Here is a 17,748-nt window from a genome sequence, read left to right as displayed (position 1 = left end):
TGATTACCGGGCCCTGTCCAGGCGCATTGCTTACCTGGCTCACGGCAGGGCCTTTATCGCCTGGACGACCGCATTGACGATGGCCTGGGCGATGACCCGGCGCTGGGCTTTGTCCATCATCGGGCTCAGCCATGCTGGCAGGCTGTTCAGCATGGGCACGATGGCCTGCAGTGCACCTTCGCGCAAGGGGCCACCAGGCTGATGACATAGCTGCCCCACCAGGCTCAGTATTTCTGACTCATAAGCGTCCCTCAATCGCCGTACACGTGCTTCCATCGGCGCGTTCAGGCAGCCGGTGTCCATGACGGCCAGCTTGAACTGCCCGGCCATGTGTTCATGCAATCGAAGGTGGCCTTCGATCAGTTTTGTCAGACGTTGCGCGGGCGTCAGTCTTCGCTTCTTGATCAGCTCGACGTGCGACAACAACGTCTGATACAGCTCCATCAGCCACTCGAAAAGCAATGCTTCCTTGCTTTCCACGTGGTGATAAATCGCGCCCGGAGTGATGCCGATATGCGCCGCCAGTTCACGCATGCTGACCTGGCTGAAACTGCGCTCCTGGAACAACTCCAGGGCTCTGCGCTGGAATTCCGAGCGACTCAGCACAACACGTACGCTGTGTTGCGCACACGCGACCACGGCCGACGGCCCCGGCCTTGGGTCATGTGTCGAACGCCTGCTGCTTTGCGATTTCCTGGTTGCGCAGAATGAACCGCTGCAATTTGCCACTGGGTGCCTTGGGCAGGTGTTCGACGAACTCGATTTCCCTCGGGTACGCGTGTGCGGCCAGGCGCTGCCGGACATGCAGGCGCAGGACTCGACAAACGCCTGGGTAGGCATCCCCAGGTAGCCGTCGAACCAGCACAGGGGCGAGCGCTCGCGATCCACCGCCAACACGCCTGGCCGGCCAGGTGGCAGTTCCCGATGAGCATCATCCAGCACGACAATCCGGTACCCTGGAACCGCATAACCGACTGAGCCCTCACGTACCGGGTGACGCAGGCCGTGGTGGTTGCACAGCACCATGCAGATTTTCAGTCTGGCCATAATGGTCGTGGATGACCACGCCGAGTTCCTCGGCAAACCAACGGATGACCTGCGGGTTGAGGGGGTCGCCGGCACTGCTGATGACGCGCAGGTGACCGCGTACGGTGTCGGCGAACGCAGCCCCCGCCGCGATCAGCAGGCGGTAGGCGGTCGGCGAGCCGGCCAGGTTGGTGATCGCATACTTGGCAATGATCCGGCACGTACTGTCCACCGCGAAAGGGCCGTCATAGAACAGCGTGGCACGGCCACATGCCAGCGACCCGGTCAGCGGCGTGCTGTGCGCAGGGACCGAGCCACGGGCCGATTCCCATAGTGCGGTGTGGTAAGCCGCGTCACGCCTTTATTGATGAGCCTGGTGGAGGCGCACGGGGCGCAGTGCGGGACGGAGAGTGAACGCATTATTGGAAAGGCCAGGCAACAAACCGAGGCTGTGGGCGGTGCTGAAAAAAATAATCAAATAAGCTGTCCCTTTTTTTCGCTTCATCGGTCATTCCAGGTAAGTGAACATTATCGAGAGCTTCCTCCAATGCCCGCAGTCCGATCCTTGCGCTTGCGCCCGTTGCTCAAACTGAGCCTGATGCTGAGCCTCAGCGCCAGCCCCTTGCTCGCCGCCGTCAGCTACGCCGAAGACTCCGCCACCCGCCGCAGCTACCAGGTGCCAGCCGGCAGCCTGAGTGCCGCGTTGACCCGTTTCGCCGGGCTGTCGGGCGTCAACCTGTCAGTGGACCCGGCGCTGGTCAGTGGGCGCAGCAGCAGCGGGCTGTCTGGCGAGTTTGCGGTAGAGGAGGGCTTTGCCCGCTTGCTGCAAGGCTCCGGCCTGCAATTGCAACCGATGGGTGAGCAGGCCTACAGGGTGATACCGGCGCCGGATGGCAGCAGCCTGGAACTGGCACCTACCTCGATCCTCGGCACCACCGGCCTGTATGACGGCGATACCTACGCTGGTGGCCAGGTGGCACGCCGCACGGCACAGGGCATGCTGGGCACGCGGGACTTCATGGAGACCCCGTTCAGCATCACCACCTACACCGCCGATGCGGTGAAGAACCAGCAGGCGCGCACCCTGGGCGACCTGGTCGCCAGCGACCCTTCGGTACGCGCCACCAACCCGGCCGGTGGGCGTTACGAGCAGTTCACTATTCGCGGCTTCAGCCTGTTCAACAGTGACGTGGCCTACAACGGCCTGTACGGCGTGCTGCCGACGTACACCATCGACATGGAAATGGCCGACCGCGTCGACATTCTCAAAGGCCCGAGCCAGTTGATCAACGGCATCTCCCCGCGCGGCAGCGTGGGTGGCGGGATCAACGTGGTACCCAAACGCGCCACCGACAAGGACATCAATTCGTTTACCGGCACCTGGGCTTCCGACAGCCAGGCTGGCGGTGCGGTCGACGTGGGGCGCCGCTTTGGCGAAGACAACAAGTTCGGCCTGCGCTTCAACGGCGTGAAGCAGTCCGGCGACACCGCGTGGGACCACCAGAGCGTCGATCGCGAAATGGCGGTGCTGGGCCTGGATTTTCGCGGCGAGCGCCTGCGCCTGTCCACCGACATCGGCCACACCGAACGCGACACCGATGCCCCGCAGGAGCGCGTGCAGGTCGCGGCGGCTGCTCCGGTGCCGAGTGCCAACGACGTGCGTCGCAACTACGCGCAGTCCTGGAGCAAGGCCAGCACCAACGACACGTTCGGGACGGTCAACGGTGAGTACGACCTCAGCGATAGCGTGATGCTCTATGGCGGCGTGGGCGCGCGTAAAAGCAACCACGACTTCCTGCGCCACGCGGTGTCAGTGACCAACGCGGCCGGTGATTTCAGCGTGCAGCCGCGGGATTTTACCCGTGATGAAAACGTACGCACCTACACGGCCGGTGTGCGCAACTGGTTCCATACCGGGCCGGTGAGCCATGAGGTCAACCTGGCCGCCAGCTACTTCTACATGGACTTCACCAACGGCGGTGCGCGTTATACGTCACCGTCGAGCAATCTCTACAACCCGGTGCAAACGCCGACGCCTTCGCGGCCGACGCGGTTTGATCCGAAGGTGTACACCGAAAACGCATTCAGCGGCGTGGCCTTGTCCGATACCCTGGGCTTCTTCGACGACCGCCTGCTGCTCACCCTGGGCGCGCGCTTGCAGCGGGTGAAGGTGGATGACTGGAGCGACGGCATCAAAGGCGACACTGCCTACGATGAAGAAAAGGTCTCGCCGTCGGGTGGCATTCTGTTTAAAGCCACCGACAAGCTGTCGCTGTACGCCAACTACATGGAAGGCCTGAGCCAGGGCAAGATTGCGCCCTCGACCTCGATAAACGAAGACGAGATCTTCCCGCCGTTCATCAGCCGCCAGGTGGAAGTGGGTGCCAAGTACGATGCTGGCGCGTTCGCGGTAACCGCCGCCGTGTTCCGCATCAAGCAGCCAGCTTATGAAACCAACGCCACCACGCGGCGCTTTGGTCCCAACGGCAAGCGCGAAAACTCCGGCATGGAATTGAGCGTGTTCGGCGAACCGCTGAAGGGCTTCCGCCTGCTGGGTGGGGTGATGTACATCGACAGTGAGCTGACCCATACCACCAACGGCACCTTCGACGGCAACCGCGCCCCGGCCACGCCCAAGTACAACGTCAACCTCGGCGCCGAATGGGACGTGCCGGGACTTGAGGGCCTGACGTTGACCAGCCGTGGCATCTACTCCAGCTCGCAGTACCTGGACCAGTCCAACGTCAAGGAAATCGACGCCTGGAACCGCCTCGACGTCGGCGCGCGCTATGCGTTCAAGGTCGACGACAAACACATCACCCTGCGGGCGAATGTGGAGAACGTCGCCGATAAACGCTACTGGAGTTCGGCCGGCGCGTCGGATGACAGTGAGCCGGGGTTGACCTTATCGACGCCGCGTACGTACCTGCTCTCGGCCACCGTCGACTTCTAAGGGGTGTGCACCGATCGACAGGTGGGCGCTGGCGTGCCATCGCAGGCAAGCCAGCGCCCAGCCTTGATTTTTGGTGCTAATGAGAATGTTTTTTGATCACGCCGCGTCGATATGGAATAGTACCCGCCGTTTTCCCCAGCCCACCTAGCTGGGGTGTTTTAACGCCGAGGTCCTTGTCATGCGATTGCTGCGCTCCATCCCCATCCTTGCCGCCTGCTTCCTGGCGTTCTCTTCAAGCCAGCTGAGCGCCGCCCCCATTGACCTCAACGACGGCCAGCACGCGGTGCATCTGCCGGATACGCCCAAGCGTGTGGTGGTGCTGGAGTTTTCCTTCCTCGACAGCCTGGCTGCCGTTGACGTAACGCCGGTGGGTGCCGCCGATGATGGCGATGCCAACCGTGTGTTGCCCCGTGTGCGCCAGGCCATTGGCCAGTGGACGTCCGTGGGCCTGCGCTCGCAGCCGAGCATCGAGGAAATCGCCCGGCTCAAGCCCGACCTGATCGTGGCCGACCTCAATCGCCACCAGGCGTTGTACAGCGACCTGGCGAGCATCGCGCCGACCCTGTTGCTGCCGTCGCGCGGTGAGGATTACCAAGGCAGCCTGAAGTCCGCCGAGTTGATCGGCAAGGCCCTGGGCAAGAGTGCGCAGATGGAAGCACGCATCCAGGAGAACCGTGAACACCTCAAGGCCATTGCGCAACAGATCCCTGCGGGTGCCAGCGTGTTGTTCGGGGTGGCGCGGGAAGACAGCTTTTCCGTGCACGGCCCGGACTCCTACGCCGGCAGCGTGCTCGAGGCCATTGGCCTGAAAGTCCCGGCGGTGCGCGCCAACGCCGCGCCCACCGAATTCGTCAGCCTGGAGCAACTGCTGGCGCTTGACCCCGGCTGGTTGTTGGTCGGCCATTACCGCCGCCCCAGCATCGTCGACAGTTGGAGCAAGCAGCCGCTGTGGCAGGTGCTGGGCGCTGTGCGCACTCAACACGTGGCCGAAGTGGATGGCGACAGCTGGGCGCGCAACCGCGGCGTGTTGGCGTCGGAGCAGATCGCCGAAGACGCGTTGGCGATTCTCAAAGGCGGCAAAGCCGTACTGAGCCAATAACCGTGCAACGCCGTTTCGCCGCCGTTGGCATCCTGCTGTTGGGCGCTGGGTTGTTCTGGTTTTCGCTCTACAGCTGGTCGCCGTTCACCCTCACCGCGGCGGACGCGTGGAATGGCCTGGTGCATCAAGGCAGCGTGGGCGGCAACATGGCCTACATCGTTGCCCAGTTGCGCGTGCCACGTGCCGTGTGCGCGGCGTTGGTCGGTGCCTGCCTGGGCCTGGCCGGTGCGTTGATGCAGGGCATCACGCGCAACCGCCTGGCCTCGCCGTCCTTGTTTGGTGTGACGGCGGGAGCGGCGTTGGGGTTGGCATTGTTTTCCACCGGGCTGGTCGCACCACCCTTTGCGGGCGGTGCGTTGTTGATGACCTGCCTGGGGGGCGCGCTGGCCTGGGTCACCGTGTTCAGCCTCGGCGGAGCCTGGTCGCCGACCACCGCCCAGGGCCGCCTGGTATTGGCCGGCGTGGCCGTGGCGGCGTTGTGCGCAGCCCTGACCCGGCTCACGGTGATCCTGGTCGAGGCCCAGGCGCAAAGCGTGCTCAATTGGCTGGCTGGCTCCCTGGCCAATGTCGGCACGGCGCAAGTGCAACTGCTGTGGCCGTGCACCTTGATCGGCGGCCTGTGGGCGCTCTGGTGTGCGCCACGCCTGAACCTGATCAACCTCGGCGAAGACGCGGCACGCTCGCTGGGCGTGGGCATCGCCAGCCTGCGCCTGCAGGTGTTCGTGGCCAGTTTGCTGCTGGTGGGCGCGAGCGTGTGTGCGGTGGGGCCGATCGGTTTTGTCGGGCTGATCGCACCGAATATCCTTCGCCAGTTCCTGGGCAACGACTACCGCTGGCTGATCCCGCTCAGCGCGGCGTTGGGTGCTGTGATTGTGCTCGGTGCCGACCTGCTCAGCCGCGCCGTGGCGTTTCCGGTGGAGACCCCGGCCGGTGTGGTCACGGCCCTGATCGGCGCACCGTTCTTCCTCTTTCTTGCCAGGCGCGCCCTATGATCCGCCCACGACTGCGCCTCTGGCTGCTGTTCGGCCTGTTGCTGCTGGCCACCCTGGCCAGCCTCAGCGCCGGCACCCTGTGGCTCACGCCGCACACCGTCCTGGAGCGCCTGCTGGCCCACGACGCCCTCGACTTCGAAGTGTGGAACCATCGCCTGCCGCGCAGCCTGATCGCGATCCTGGCCGGTTGCGCGTTCGGCCTGGCCGGGGCGATTGTGCAGGGCGTGATCCGCAACCCGCTGGCCTCGCCGGAAATCCTCGGTGTCACCCAGGGCGCCGGGTTGGCGCTGACCGTGGCGATCATCGGCTGGCCGCAGTTGCCGATCGCCTGGTTGCCGTTGGTGGCCTGCGCGGGCGGTACCGCTGGCGCGTTGCTGCTGGCGCTGTACAACACCGGGGTGAGTTTTTCTGGCGTGCGCTTTGCGTTGTCCGGGGTGGCGATTGCGGTGACGCTGTCCAGCGTCACCGAATTCCTGATCCTGTCCCACCCACTGGATATCAACACCGCCTTGCTCGCGCTGACCGGCAGCCTGTGGAGCCGCAACTGGCACCATGTGGCGCTGGTGCTGCCGTTCCTGGTGCTGATCCCCGTGGGCCTGTGCCTGGCCAAGCCGCTGAACCTGATCGCCCTCGGCGATGAAGCCGCCCACAGCCTCGGCACGGCGCTGAGCCGCACCCGCTGGCTGGCGATGGCCTGCGCGGTGGTGCTGACCAGCCTGGGGGTGGGTGTGATCGGGCCGATTGGTTTTATCGGCCTGATGGCGCCGCACATGGCGCGCCGCTTGGTGGGCGGGCATCACCAGTGCCTGCTGCCGGCCGCGATGCTGATCGGCGCGCTGTTGCTGGTGCTGGCCGATACGCTGGGGCGTACGTTGATCGCGCCCAGTGAAATCCCCGCCGGGGTGCTCACCGCGGTGATTGGTGCGCCGTATTTTCTTTGGTTGCTGGCACGGTTCAAGGGCTGATGACATGAGTATTCTTCAAGCACGCGAGCTGGATATCGGCTACGGCGCCACGCGTATCGTGCAGGGGTTGTCCTTTGCGCCGCCCGCCGGAAAAGTCACCGCCTTGATCGGCCCCAATGGCTGCGGCAAATCCACCTTGCTCAAGGCGTTCGCCCGCATCCTCAAGCCGACCCAGGGCGAATTGACCCTCGATGGCCAGGCCTATGCCAGCCTGTCCGCCCGCCAATTGGCACGGCAGATCGCATTCCTGCCGCAGGTATTGCCGGTGCCGGAAGGCGTCAGCGTGCGCCAGTTGGTCGCCTATGGCCGCAGCCCGCATAACTCATTGTGGGGGCGCCTGAGCGGCAACGATCAAGCGCACGTCACCCAGGCCATGCAACGCCTGGAACTGGACACCCTGGCCGACCGCGCCCTGGCGGACCTGTCCGGCGGCCAACGCCAGCGCGCCTGGCTGGCCATGGTGTTGGCGCAGAACGCGCCGGTGGTGTTGCTGGATGAGCCAACGACCTACTTGGACATTAGCCATCAGGTCGAACTGCTCGACCTGATGGGCGAACTGGCGGCTGAAGGCAAGACCGTGATCACCGTGCTGCATGACATCAACCAGGCGTGCCGCTACGCCGATCACCTGGCGGTGATGCACGGCGGCACGCTGGTGGTCGATGGTGCGCCGGGGGACGTGATCAGTGCCGAGCTCATGCGGCAGGTGTTTGAGGTGCAGGTGCAGGTGATGAGCGAGCCGGTGGCGGGGACGCCGATGTGCCTGATCGAAAAAAGCACCCGGCCTCAAGCTTGAATCGGTTGAAAATGTGGGAGCGGGCTTGCTCGCGAAAGCGCCCTGACAGCCAACCACTCTCTTCCTGACACCCCGCGATCCAACTGTGGGAGCGGGCTTGCCCGCGAAGGCGGCCTGACAGCCAACCACTATTTTCCTGACACCCCACGATCCAAAAATGTGGGAGCGGGCTTGCCCGCGAAGGCGCCCTGACAGCCAATCACTATCTTCCTGACACCCCACGATCCAAAAATGCGGCAGCGGGCTTGCTCGCGAAGGCGCCCTGACAGCCAACCACTATCTTCCTGACACCCCGTGATCCAACTGTGGGAGCGGGCTTGCCCGCGAAGGCGGCCTGACAGTCGACCAGAATGTTGGATCAGACGGGGTACATATCCATTTCTGCGGTAATGGCTGCTATGGGTTCCGCTCTTACAGCGGCTCACTTTTGAACAGCGCAAAAGTAAGCAAAACGCTCTCGCCCCAACACTCGGCACCTCGCCTAGGCTCGGTGTGCCCGTAATCCGACAGTGATTTGGGGGGCCGCCGCCACGCGCCCTCCATGGCGCGGGGCGGCTAAACCGGCATCCCTGCCGGTTTACCCCCCAAATCCCTGTCGAATTCCGGCCAGCGTGTTTGATGGGGCGCCTGAGATCAAAAGCACGATCAAGATCAAAAACAGGATCAAAAGCAGCTCGCTTCGCATCGTGGTTAGGCTGACCCATCGCCGGTTCCTACGGTGCAGTGGCTTTCTTCACGTCGATAGCCTTGGGCAACAACCGGTTCTGGTAGAACAGGTCCGCTGTCGCCTGCTGCGCCGCGATGATGTTGTCATCAATCGGCAAGATCGGCGAAGGCGGGCGGTTATCCATGTAGCGTGCGATTACCTCGGCGGGCAGGCCCATGAAGCGGGTGAGCACCTTGAGGCTGTCTTCGCGCTGGCTGCGGGTGAGGGCTTCGGCGGCACTGAGTTCATCGAGTAAATCATGCACAAAGGCGGCATTGGTCTTCGCATACTCGCGTCGCGCGGTATACACCGGTCCCGATAAACCGAGGCCTTCACCATTGACCAACACATGGCTGGGACTCTGGCTCAAGGCCAGGGATGAGTAAGGCTCCCAAATGGCCCAGGCATCCACGCTGCCTTGCTCGAACGCCGCGCGCGCGTCGGCGGGCGGCAGGTACACCGGCTGGATATCCTTGTAGCTCAGCCCGGCGTTGTTCAGGGCACGCAGGATCAGGTTGTGGGAACTGGAGCCCTTCTGGAAAGCGATCTTCTTGCCCTTCAGGTCCGCCACCGAATGCAGTGGGCTTTCGTTGCGCACGAGGAGGGTCTCCGCGCTGGGCTTGGGCGGTTCGGCGCCGATGTAGACCAGGTCGGCCCCGGCAGCCTGGGCGAACAGGGGAGGGATGTCGCCAGTGGAACCCACATCCAGTGCACCCACGTTCAACGCTTCAAGCATCTGCGGGCCGGCGGGGAATTCGATCCACTTCACGGCAGTCTGCGCGAAGCGTTTCTCCAGCAAGCCGTGTTCCTTGGCGAGCACCAGGGCAATGGAGCCTTTCTGGTAGCCGATGCGCAGGGTGGCGGGGTCGGCTGCCAGTGCAGTGTGGGGGACGGCCAGCAGGGCCAGTAACAGCGCCGGAATCTTCATGCATCCTCCTTTTTGAAGCGATTTTCGGGGCGCGCCAAACCGAGGTGTTCACGCAAGGTGGTGCCGGTGTATTCGGTCCGGAACAGCCCACGCCGTTGCAGTTCGGGCACCACCCATTGGGCGAAATCCTCCAGCCCGCCTGGCAGGTGCGGCACCAGGATATTGAACCCATCGGCGGCGCCACTTTCGAACCAGCGCTGCAGTTCATCGGCTATCTGCGCGGGCGTGCCGATCAGGCTGTAATGCCCGCGTCCACCGGCAATCCGCCGGCCCAGTTGAGCGAGTGTCAGTTGCTCGCGGTGGGCCAGGTCACTGAGCAAGTGCTGGCGGCTGCGTTGCCCGCTGTCGGTCAATGGCAGTTCGGGTAGAGGCCCGTCCAGCGGGTAGCCGGACAAGTCAAAGTTACCCAGCATGCGCCCCAGCAAGGCCACGCCGACTTCGGGCTCAACCAGGTCCTGGAATGCTTCGAACTTCGCCTGTGCCTGGGCTTCTGTCTGGCCGACTACCACAAACACCCCCGGCATGATTTTCAGCGAATCCGGCTCACGCCCATGCCGGCCCAGGCGTGCCTTGAGGTCGGTATAAAACGCCTGGGCATTTTCCAGCGACGTCTGCGCGGTAAATACCACCTCGGCGGTTTGCGCCGCCAGTTCACGACCGGTTTCCGATGAGCCCGCCTGCACGATCACCGGTTGGCCCTGGGGCGAGCGCGCCACGTTCAGCGGGCCTTTGACGCGCAAATGCTCGCCGACGTGATTCAACACGTGCCGCTTCGCCGGGTCGTAGTAGTTGCCGCTGGCTTTGTCCCGCATGAAGGCATCGTCCTCCCAGCTGTCCCACAACCCGGTTACCACGTGATGAAATTCCCTGGCGCGGCTGTAGCGCTCGGCGTGGCCGAGGTGTTCATCGCGGCCGAAATTCTGCGCTTCGGCGGCGGCGTCCGAGGTCACCAGGTTCCAACCCGCGCGGCCTCCGGACAGGTGATCCAGCGAGGCGAATTTGCGTGCCACATGGTAGGGCTCGTTGTAGGTGGTGGTCGCCGTGGCGATCAGGCCGATGTGCTCGGTCACTGCGCTGAGCGCCGACAGCAAGGTCAGCGGTTCGAAATGATCCGAACGCGCCATATGGCTGGCGATCTCACCCGTGGGCGCGGCAATGCTGTCTGCCACGAACAACGCATCAAACTTCGCCGCTTCGGCCACACGTGCCAGGTGTTTGTATTGGCTGAAGTCCAGCCCGGCATTTGCCGGCACGTCCGGGTGCCGCCAGGCGGCGACGTGGTGCCCGGTGGCCATGAGAAAGGCACCGAGCTTCAATTGACGGCTCATGCTTAGAAATCCTTGCGCAGTTGCACGCCGAAGTAACGTTCGTCGTCACGGGGGACGGCGCGGTAGATGTAGTTGCCGCCGCTGGCCAGCAACGGTGAGTAGGACTTGTCGGCGAGGTTCTTGGCCAGCAATGCGACGCGCCAGCCATTGCTGTAGTCGGCCAGGGCCACGCTGGCGTTCCAGATGCCATAGGCGCCTTGCAGGGTGTCGACGTTCTGGCTGATGTCGTACTGCACTTCGCTCTGCCAGCTGTAGTCGGTGCCCAGTTCGACGTCCAGTCCGTTATCCAGCGGGATGCTGTAGTCGGCGCGCACGTAGCTTTTCCAGTCCGGACTGAAGGGCAGCGGCTTGCCATTCACGTTGCAGGCTGCGGCGGCACCCGCCGGGCAGGCGAATGCGTCGATGCGTGCACGGGTGTAGGCCAGGGCACCGGAGAGCTTGAGTTGCTGGGTGGCCTGCAAGGCGTAATCCAGCTCGACGCCTTCGGTACTGACGCTGCCGGCGTTGATCAGGCGGGTGACCACTTGGCCTGCGACGGTATCGAAAAAGTTGGCCTGGTAGTTGTCGTAGTCGCTGTGGAAGACCGCCAGGTTGGTGGTCAGGCGGTTGTTCCATGCCGTTGCCTTGATCCCGGCTTCCCAGGTGTTGGAGGTTTCCGGCTTGAGCGCGTCCGTGTCGCGCGGCTGCATGTTGAAGAACACGTTGTACGCCGGGCCTTTATAGCCACGAGAGTAAGTGAGGTAGCTGGTGATGCTGTCAGTCAGGTCGTACTGCACGCCGAGACGACCGGACCAGCCGTCTTCGTCCACCGTGCCCGAGCTGGACGTGGCCGGCTGGATCCCGCTGACCGTGGTGGCCGACGTGGAGACGCGGCGGTGATCGTATTTCAAATCGTCATGGGTGTAGCGCAGGCCGGCGATGCCACGAAAGCGTGAGGTGAAGTTCAGCGTGGTCTCACCGAACACCGCGTAGCTGTCGTTGGTGGTGCTGTAGTCGGCGATGCCACGGTCAGTGCGCGTGGTCGTAGTGAGGGTGCGCTGATAGGTCTCTTTGTCCTTGCCGTGCATGTAGAACAGGCCGCCGACATATTCCACGAACGCTCCCTTGGGCGAGGCCAGGCGCAGTTCCTGGGAGTACTGGTTGAAGTCCAGCTCGCCCTTGTCGGCGGTGCCGGGGAACGCGGCGGTGACCGTGCCGAGGCGGTCGCCGTCCTGGTATTGGGTGTTGTCCCAGCCGCGCCAGGCGGTGATCGACGTCAGGGTGTAGTCGCCGAGGCTCCAGTCCAGCTGCGCTGACAACCCCTTGTTGGTGTCTTCCACATGGCTGCGGGTATCGGTGTTGATGTCTCGGTTGTCACTGGACGCGCGGACTGGGCGCAGCGCGTTGGCGAACGCCGGTGTCAGGGACTGGCTGACCACGCCATTCGGTGCGTCGTCGTGGGACTGCATGTAGTCGGCGATCAGGGTCAGCTTCACAGCGTCATTGGGCGTGAATTCCAGCTTGCCGCGAATCCCTTTGTGGTTATAGCCGTTAACCTCCTGGCCGTTATGCGTGTTATCCACGTTACCGTCGTAGCTGCCAAACAGCGTACTGATCGACCCCTTGAGCACATCCGGCACCAGGCTGCCACCGAGGCCAAAGCGCGTGCGACTTTCATTGCCGCTGTAGAAGGATTGGTCCACATAGCCATGAGTCTCTGCAGTGGGGGCCTTGCTGGTGATATTCAGCACGCCGGCCGAGGCGTTCTTGCCGAACAAGGTGCCTTGGGGACCGCGCAGCACTTCGATGCGCTCCAGGTCCAGCAGGTCGAGGGTGGCTTGGCCGGGGCGGGCGTAGACCACGCCGTCGATCACTGTGGCGACGGTCGGCTCGACGCCGGGGGAGGTGGAAATGGTGCCCACGCCACGCACGAACAGCGAGGTGTCCTTGTTCGAGGCGCCGGTGCGGAAGTTCAGCGACGGCACCTGTTGCGCGATGCTCGCGACGCCGTTGCGGTTATCGCGTTCCAGTTGTTCGCCATCGAGTACAGACACCGCCACCGGCACTTTCTGCAGCGATTCTTCGCGGCGGGTCGCAGTGACCGTCACCGGCTTGAGGGTAGGTTCCTGTTCCTCGGCGGCAAAGGCGCTGCCGACGGGCAGGGCCGTCAACCCCGCCAGGATCAGGATCGTGCTTCGTTGAAGTGTGTGCATGCTGTGTCCGCTCGGAAAAGTGCCCTGAACCGCTGCGGTTCTTGCGACCGTCAGCGCCTGTGAAAATGTCTTGGGCATTCGCTCGAGCGAGTAGCAGACAGCGCGCTTTGTTAGCGCTAACATCGGCATTATTGGTAAGTGTGGTTTAGAACGTCAAATACTGAAAAATTAGTCCTATATTCTTTTTAGTTTTTAACAGGATCCTCCCGTGAGTGCAGACAAACCGCGCAAACGCCGTGGCGCCGGGCGCGTCACCCTGGGCACCGTGGCCCGCCAGGCTGGGGTGTCGGCGATTACCGTGTCGCGTTACTTCAACCAGCCGGAGCAGGTCTCGCCCGAGCGCCGCGAGCGGATTGCCGCGGTGGTGGCCGAACTGGGCTATGTGCCCAACCTGGTGGCTGGCGGGCTGGCCTCGGCGCGTGGGCGCATCGTGGCGATGGTTATCCCGAACATTTCCGGACCGATCTTTGCCAACACTATCCAGGGCTTCAGTGACACCCTCAGTCGGCATGGGTATCAGCTGTTGCTGGCGTCGAGTTACTTCAGCGCCGAGCAGGAAGAAAACGCGGTGCGTGCGTTCCTCGGCTGGTCGCCGGCAGCGCTGGTGCTGACCAGCCACTTCCACAGCGCGGGCACCGAGAAAATGATCGCCGACGCGGACATCCCGGTGGTGGAAACCTGGGACTACGTGCCCGAGCGTGCGCCGTTGCAGATCGGTTTTTCTCACTACGACGTGGGCGTCACCGCCGCACGCTACCTGCATGGCCAGGGCTATCGGCGCATTGCCTTCGTGCAGAACAGCGCGCCGGGCGACTTCAGCGCCATGGAGCGGGGTGAGGGGTTCGCCGCGACCCTGGCCGAGCTGGGTGTGCAACCTTGGGTCTTCGCCCCCGATGCCGACCGCGCGCCCTTCGAAGCGGGCAAGCAGGCGATGGAGGCGCTGATGCGCCATGCCACGCCGCCGGATGCGATCTTCTTCGCCAACGACAACCTGGCGGCCGGTGGCTTGCTGGCGGGGCAGCGTGCCGGGCTGAACATCCCCCGGGACTGCGCGGTGCTCGGTTTCGGCGATTATCCGTTTGCCGAAATGCTGTTGCCGAGCCTCAGCACCATCAAACCGCCGGCGTTGGAAATTGGTGTATTGGCCGCGACGCGGGTACTCGAAAGTTTGGGGGTGCTGCCGGTTGAAGATGAAGTAAGCCGTTTGAATTTATTGAAATGTCGTTTGATTGCGCGTGAGAGTGCATAAGTGGCTAATTGCAACTAGTGAGGTAATGGCAAATGGCTGCTAAGGCTCTGTACCGGGCTTCTTGGCAATTGTGTTTATTTTATTCCCCTCCTTCAGGAACTAGAGCTATAACTTCCAGTCGATAACCCCGGCTTACTCTCGCTTGGGTTGTGGCTAACTAATGGCTTCTTCATGTAGTTCCAAATAGCCATACTTTTCCGCAATACTAGATACCTGAACATTATGTCGTCAGCGCCTATCGATGCCTGCCAGATGCAGATCCCGCACACAGAACAGGTGTGCGCGTGGCTGATGCAGCATGCCGGGTTGAAAACCGTCGACCTGGAGCGCGCCCGACGCGTGTCCACGGATGACCTGCTGAGCTTGCTGACACGTCTGGGCCTGGTCTCCGAAGTCGAACTGGCCCGCGCCTGGGCTGCCTTGCTCGGCGCGCCGCTGCTGCTGGCCGACGCCGCGCCGCCGTTGCTCGATCCGTTGCCCGGCTTGACCGAACGCTTCATGCGTCACTACCAGGTGGTGCCCATGGGGTGGACCCAGGGCGGCCTGCGAGTGCTGGCCGCCAACCCGGCGCAGTTGTACCCGTTCCAGGCCCTGGCCTATGCGTGCCAGGTGCCGGTGTGGTTGGCGATCGGCCCGCGCAATGAAGTCGACACGCTGATCGAGCGCTACTACGGCCAGGGCCGCTCCGCCATGGGCACGCTGATCGAAAACCTCGATGAGCAGGGCGGGGCCCAGGAGGATATCGAACACCTCAAGGACATGGCCTCTGAAGCACCGGTGATCCGGCTGGTCAACCTGATCCTGCAGCGCGCGGTGGAACAGCGCGCCTCGGATATCCATATCGAACCCTTCGAAAACCAGCTCAAGGTGCGCTACCGCATCGACGGCGTGCTGCACGACGCCGAGGCGCCGCCGGCCAGTTCATCGGCCGCGGTGATTTCACGGGTGAAGATCATGGCGCGGCTGGATATCGCCGAGCGTCGGCTGCCCCAGGACGGGCGCATCATGCTGCGTATCCAGGGCAAGGAGCTGGACCTGCGGGTGTCCACGGTGCCCACCAGTTTTGGCGAGTCGGTGGTCATGCGCCTGTTGGACCGGCAAACCGTGCAGTTCGACTTTCCCAGCCTAGGCTTCGACGGCCAGCGCCTGGCCGCGTTCCTCGACCTGCTCGAACGGCCCCATGGCATCCTGCTGGTCACCGGGCCCACCGGTTCCGGCAAGACCACCACGCTCTACACCGCGCTGTCGCGGCTCAACACCGCCGAACGCAAGATCATCACCGTGGAAGACCCGGTGGAATACCAGCTTGAAGGCATCAACCAGATCCAGGTCAAGCCAGCCATCGGCCTGGACTTCGCCGGGGCACTGCGCTCCATCGTGCGCCAGGACCCGGACGTGATCATGATCGGCGAGATCCGCGACTTGGAAACCTGCCGCATCGCCATCCAATCGTCCCTCACCGGGCACCTGGTGCTCTCCACCCTCCACACCAATAGCGCCGCCGCCAGCATCACGCGGCTGCTGGACATGGGCGTGGAAAGCTACCTGATCGCCTCGACCGTCAGCGGCATCCTCGCCCAGCGCCTGGTGCGGCGGCTGGACCCGGCCACCCGTGTTGCCTTCGAGGCGCCGCCCGAACTGATCGCCGAACATGGGCTGGACCGCCTGACTGAACAACGCCCGATCCTGCTCTACCGCGGGGACTATCACGGCCGCAGCGCCATCACCGAACTGTTGGTGATGAACGACGAACTGCGCAGCTTGCTGATGGGCCATGCGGACGCCGCCACCCTTGAGCAGGCTGCCCGGCGTGCGGGTCTGCGCACCCTGCATGAAGAGGGGTTGCGCCAAGCGCTGGCGGGGATTACTTCGCTGGAAGAAGTGCTGCGCGTGACCCGTGGAGAGGGCGCGTGAGCCTGTTCAAATTCCGCGCCCTCGACAGTCAGGGCGTGCCACAGAACGGCACGCTGGAAGCCCCGGACCAAGCCGCCGCCGTCGCGACCCTGCACAAGCGCGGCCTGCTGCTGCTGCAGATTGAGTCGGCCGCCAGCCCCCTGCTGCGCAACGCACGCGGGCAGTTGAAGGGCCAGGCGTTGGTGAGTTTTACCCAGCAATTGGCGACGCTGCTGGGGGCTGGCCAGCCGCTTGAACGTGCGTTGAACCTGTTACTCAAGCAACCCGGCCCAGCCCAGGTACGCGCGCTGATCGAACGCGTGCGTGATCACGTCAAGGCCGGCAAGCCCTTGTCCACAGCCCTGGAACAGGAGGGTGCCAGCTTCTCGCCGCTGTACCTGAGCATGGTGCGGGCCGGTGAAGCCGGTGGCGCACTGGAAAGCACCCTGCGCCAGCTCAGCGACTACCTGGATCGCAGCCAGCGGCTGCGCGGCGAAGTGGTCAATGCGCTGATCTACCCGGCCTTCCTGGTGGTGGGCGTGCTTGGTTCCCTGGCCCTCTTGCTGGCCTATGTGGTGCCGCAATTCGTGCCGATCTTCCAGGACCTGGGCGTGCCGATTCCGTGGATCACCGAAGTGATCCTGGCCCTGGGTGAGTTCCTCGGCCGCTATGGCCTGGCATTGTTGGCCGGATTGGTCCTGACCGGTTGGCTATGGGCCGCACGCCTGCGTGACCCCGCATTTCGAGAAAAACACGACCGGCACCTGCTCGGCATTCGTGTGATCGGCCCGTTGCTGCAACGTGTCGAGGCAGCACGCCTGACCCGCACCCTGGGCACCCTGCTCAGCAATGGCGTGGCGTTGCTGCACGCCTTGGTGATTGCGCGGCAAGTCTGTACCAATCGCGCGCTGCAGGCCCAGGTCGGGCGTGCGGCGGAGTCGGTAAAAGGCGGTGGCACCCTCGCCAGCGCGTTCGGCAGCCAGCCATTGTTGCCCGAGCTGGCCCTGCAAATGATTGAAGTCGGCGAACAGGCCGGCGAACTCGACAGCATGTTGCTCAAGGTCGCCGACATTTTCGACGTCGACGCCAAGCGCGGCATCGACCGCCTGCTCGCCGCACTGGTGCCTTCCCTGACCGTGGTCATGGCGGTGCTGGTGGCGGTGATCATGCTGGCGATCATGCTGCCGCTGATGAGCCTGACCAGCCATATATGAAGGAGCTGAACCCATGAGAAAACCACGCCGCCAAGGCGGTTTCACCCTGCTGGAAATGCTCGCGGTGATCGTGCTGCTGGGCATCGTCGCCACCATTGTCGTGCGCCAGGTCGGCGGCAATGTGGACAAGGGCAAGTACGGCGCGGGCAAGGCCCAGTTGGCCAGCCTGAGCATGAAGATCGACAGCTACGCCCTTGACGTCGGCGCACCGCCCACCAGCCTGCAACAGCTGGTGGACAGGCCAGGCGGCTATGCCAAGCCCTCAGACCTCAAGGACCCGTTCGGGCACGCCTTCGGTTATCGCTTTCCCGGCGAACATGGGGCCTTCGACCTGATCTTCTATGGCCAGGATGGCCAGCCGGGCGGCGAAGGCTACAGCGCCGACCTGGGCAATTGGGAGTAATGTC

13 protein-coding genes and 1 pseudogene are annotated in these 17,748 nt (G+C 63.7%); 9 read left to right on the top strand and 5 right to left on the bottom strand.

The window, feature by feature from the left end; all coding sequences use genetic code 11:
• Positions 1 to 39: 39 nt before the first annotated feature.
• Both CQ002_RS23205 and CQ002_RS28980 read right to left on the bottom strand, forming a co-directional pair.
• Positions 40 to 603, bottom strand: a complete 564-nt coding sequence (locus CQ002_RS23205) for a TetR/AcrR family transcriptional regulator (protein ID WP_098467697.1) — start codon at positions 601 to 603, stop codon at positions 40 to 42.
• A gap of 58 nt (positions 604 to 661) precedes the next feature.
• A pseudogene (locus CQ002_RS28980) lies at positions 662 to 1,315 on the bottom strand (AMP-binding protein); the annotation flags it as partial.
• Between the two features lie 258 nt (positions 1,316 to 1,573).
• Between CQ002_RS28980 and CQ002_RS23195 the strand changes: the two are divergent.
• The 5 genes from CQ002_RS23195 (at position 1,574) to fecE (ending at position 7,831) form a co-directional block, all read left to right on the top strand.
• The gene (locus tag CQ002_RS23195) at positions 1,574 to 3,979 is read left to right on the top strand and encodes a TonB-dependent receptor (RefSeq protein ID WP_105162566.1); all 2,406 of its coding nucleotides are present in this window, start codon (positions 1,574 to 1,576) and stop codon (positions 3,977 to 3,979) included.
• 184 nt (positions 3,980 to 4,163) lie between these two features.
• The gene (locus CQ002_RS23190; RefSeq protein WP_105163148.1) at positions 4,164 to 5,078 is read left to right on the top strand and encodes a Fe(3+) dicitrate ABC transporter substrate-binding protein FecB; all 915 of its coding nucleotides are present in this window, start codon (positions 4,164 to 4,166) and stop codon (positions 5,076 to 5,078) included.
• 2 nt (positions 5,079 to 5,080) lie between these two features.
• Complete coding sequence (gene fecC, locus CQ002_RS23185; RefSeq protein WP_034107496.1) at positions 5,081 to 6,070, top strand: iron-dicitrate ABC transporter permease FecC; 990 nt, start codon at positions 5,081 to 5,083, stop codon at positions 6,068 to 6,070.
• Positions 6,067 to 7,035 (top strand): iron chelate uptake ABC transporter family permease subunit, encoded by a 969-nt coding sequence (locus CQ002_RS23180; protein ID WP_105162565.1) that lies wholly within the window; start codon positions 6,067 to 6,069, stop codon positions 7,033 to 7,035. The genes fecC and CQ002_RS23180 overlap by 4 nt, the downstream gene beginning before the upstream one ends.
• 4 nt (positions 7,036 to 7,039) lie before the next feature.
• On the top strand, positions 7,040 to 7,831 hold the full coding sequence (gene fecE, locus CQ002_RS23175; RefSeq protein ID WP_105162564.1) for a Fe(3+) dicitrate ABC transporter ATP-binding protein FecE: 792 nt from the start codon (positions 7,040 to 7,042) through the stop codon (positions 7,829 to 7,831).
• Between the two features lie 713 nt (positions 7,832 to 8,544).
• Here the strand turns inward: fecE and CQ002_RS23170 are convergent.
• From CQ002_RS23170 to CQ002_RS23160, 3 genes are read right to left on the bottom strand one after another with little or no spacing between them, the layout of a single operon-like run.
• A complete protein-coding gene (locus CQ002_RS23170; RefSeq protein WP_105162563.1) occupies positions 8,545 to 9,465 on the bottom strand; it encodes a sulfonate ABC transporter substrate-binding protein in 921 nt (306 codons plus the stop codon).
• Positions 9,462 to 10,793 carry an LLM class flavin-dependent oxidoreductase gene (locus CQ002_RS23165; RefSeq protein ID WP_105162562.1) on the bottom strand — a complete coding sequence of 444 codons (1,332 nt, stop codon included), beginning with the start codon at positions 10,791 to 10,793 and terminating at the stop codon, positions 9,462 to 9,464. Before CQ002_RS23165 ends, CQ002_RS23170 begins: the two co-directional genes overlap by 4 nt.
• Before the next feature lie 2 nt (positions 10,794 to 10,795).
• Positions 10,796 to 12,985, bottom strand: coding sequence for a TonB-dependent receptor (locus CQ002_RS23160; RefSeq protein WP_105162561.1), 2,190 nt, complete (start codon positions 12,983 to 12,985; stop codon positions 10,796 to 10,798).
• 208 nt (positions 12,986 to 13,193) lie between these two features.
• Between CQ002_RS23160 and CQ002_RS23155 the strand changes: the two genes are divergently transcribed.
• From CQ002_RS23155 to CQ002_RS23140, 4 genes are all read left to right on the top strand, one after another.
• Positions 13,194 to 14,234 (top strand): LacI family DNA-binding transcriptional regulator, encoded by a 1,041-nt coding sequence (locus CQ002_RS23155; protein ID WP_105162560.1) that lies wholly within the window; start codon positions 13,194 to 13,196, stop codon positions 14,232 to 14,234.
• A gap of 252 nt (positions 14,235 to 14,486) precedes the next feature.
• The gene (gene gspE, locus CQ002_RS23150; protein ID WP_177431180.1) at positions 14,487 to 16,148 is read left to right on the top strand and encodes a type II secretion system ATPase GspE; all 1,662 of its coding nucleotides are present in this window, start codon (positions 14,487 to 14,489) and stop codon (positions 16,146 to 16,148) included.
• Positions 16,145 to 17,341 (top strand): type II secretion system inner membrane protein GspF, encoded by a 1,197-nt coding sequence (gene gspF / locus CQ002_RS23145; RefSeq protein ID WP_034107488.1) that lies wholly within the window; start codon positions 16,145 to 16,147, stop codon positions 17,339 to 17,341. The genes gspE and gspF overlap by 4 nt, the downstream gene beginning before the upstream one ends.
• 13 nt (positions 17,342 to 17,354) lie before the next feature.
• A complete protein-coding gene (locus CQ002_RS23140; RefSeq protein WP_010209194.1) occupies positions 17,355 to 17,744 on the top strand; it encodes a type II secretion system protein GspG in 390 nt (129 codons plus the stop codon).
• Positions 17,745 to 17,748 lie beyond the last annotated feature (4 nt).

It is taken from the genome of Pseudomonas sp. MYb13 (assembly GCF_002980075.1).
GTDB classification, from domain to species: Bacteria; Pseudomonadota; Gammaproteobacteria; order Pseudomonadales; family Pseudomonadaceae; genus Aquipseudomonas; species Aquipseudomonas lurida.
Note: the sequence above shows the minus strand (reverse complement) of the source record. Positions and strands in the feature narration are given on the sequence as shown.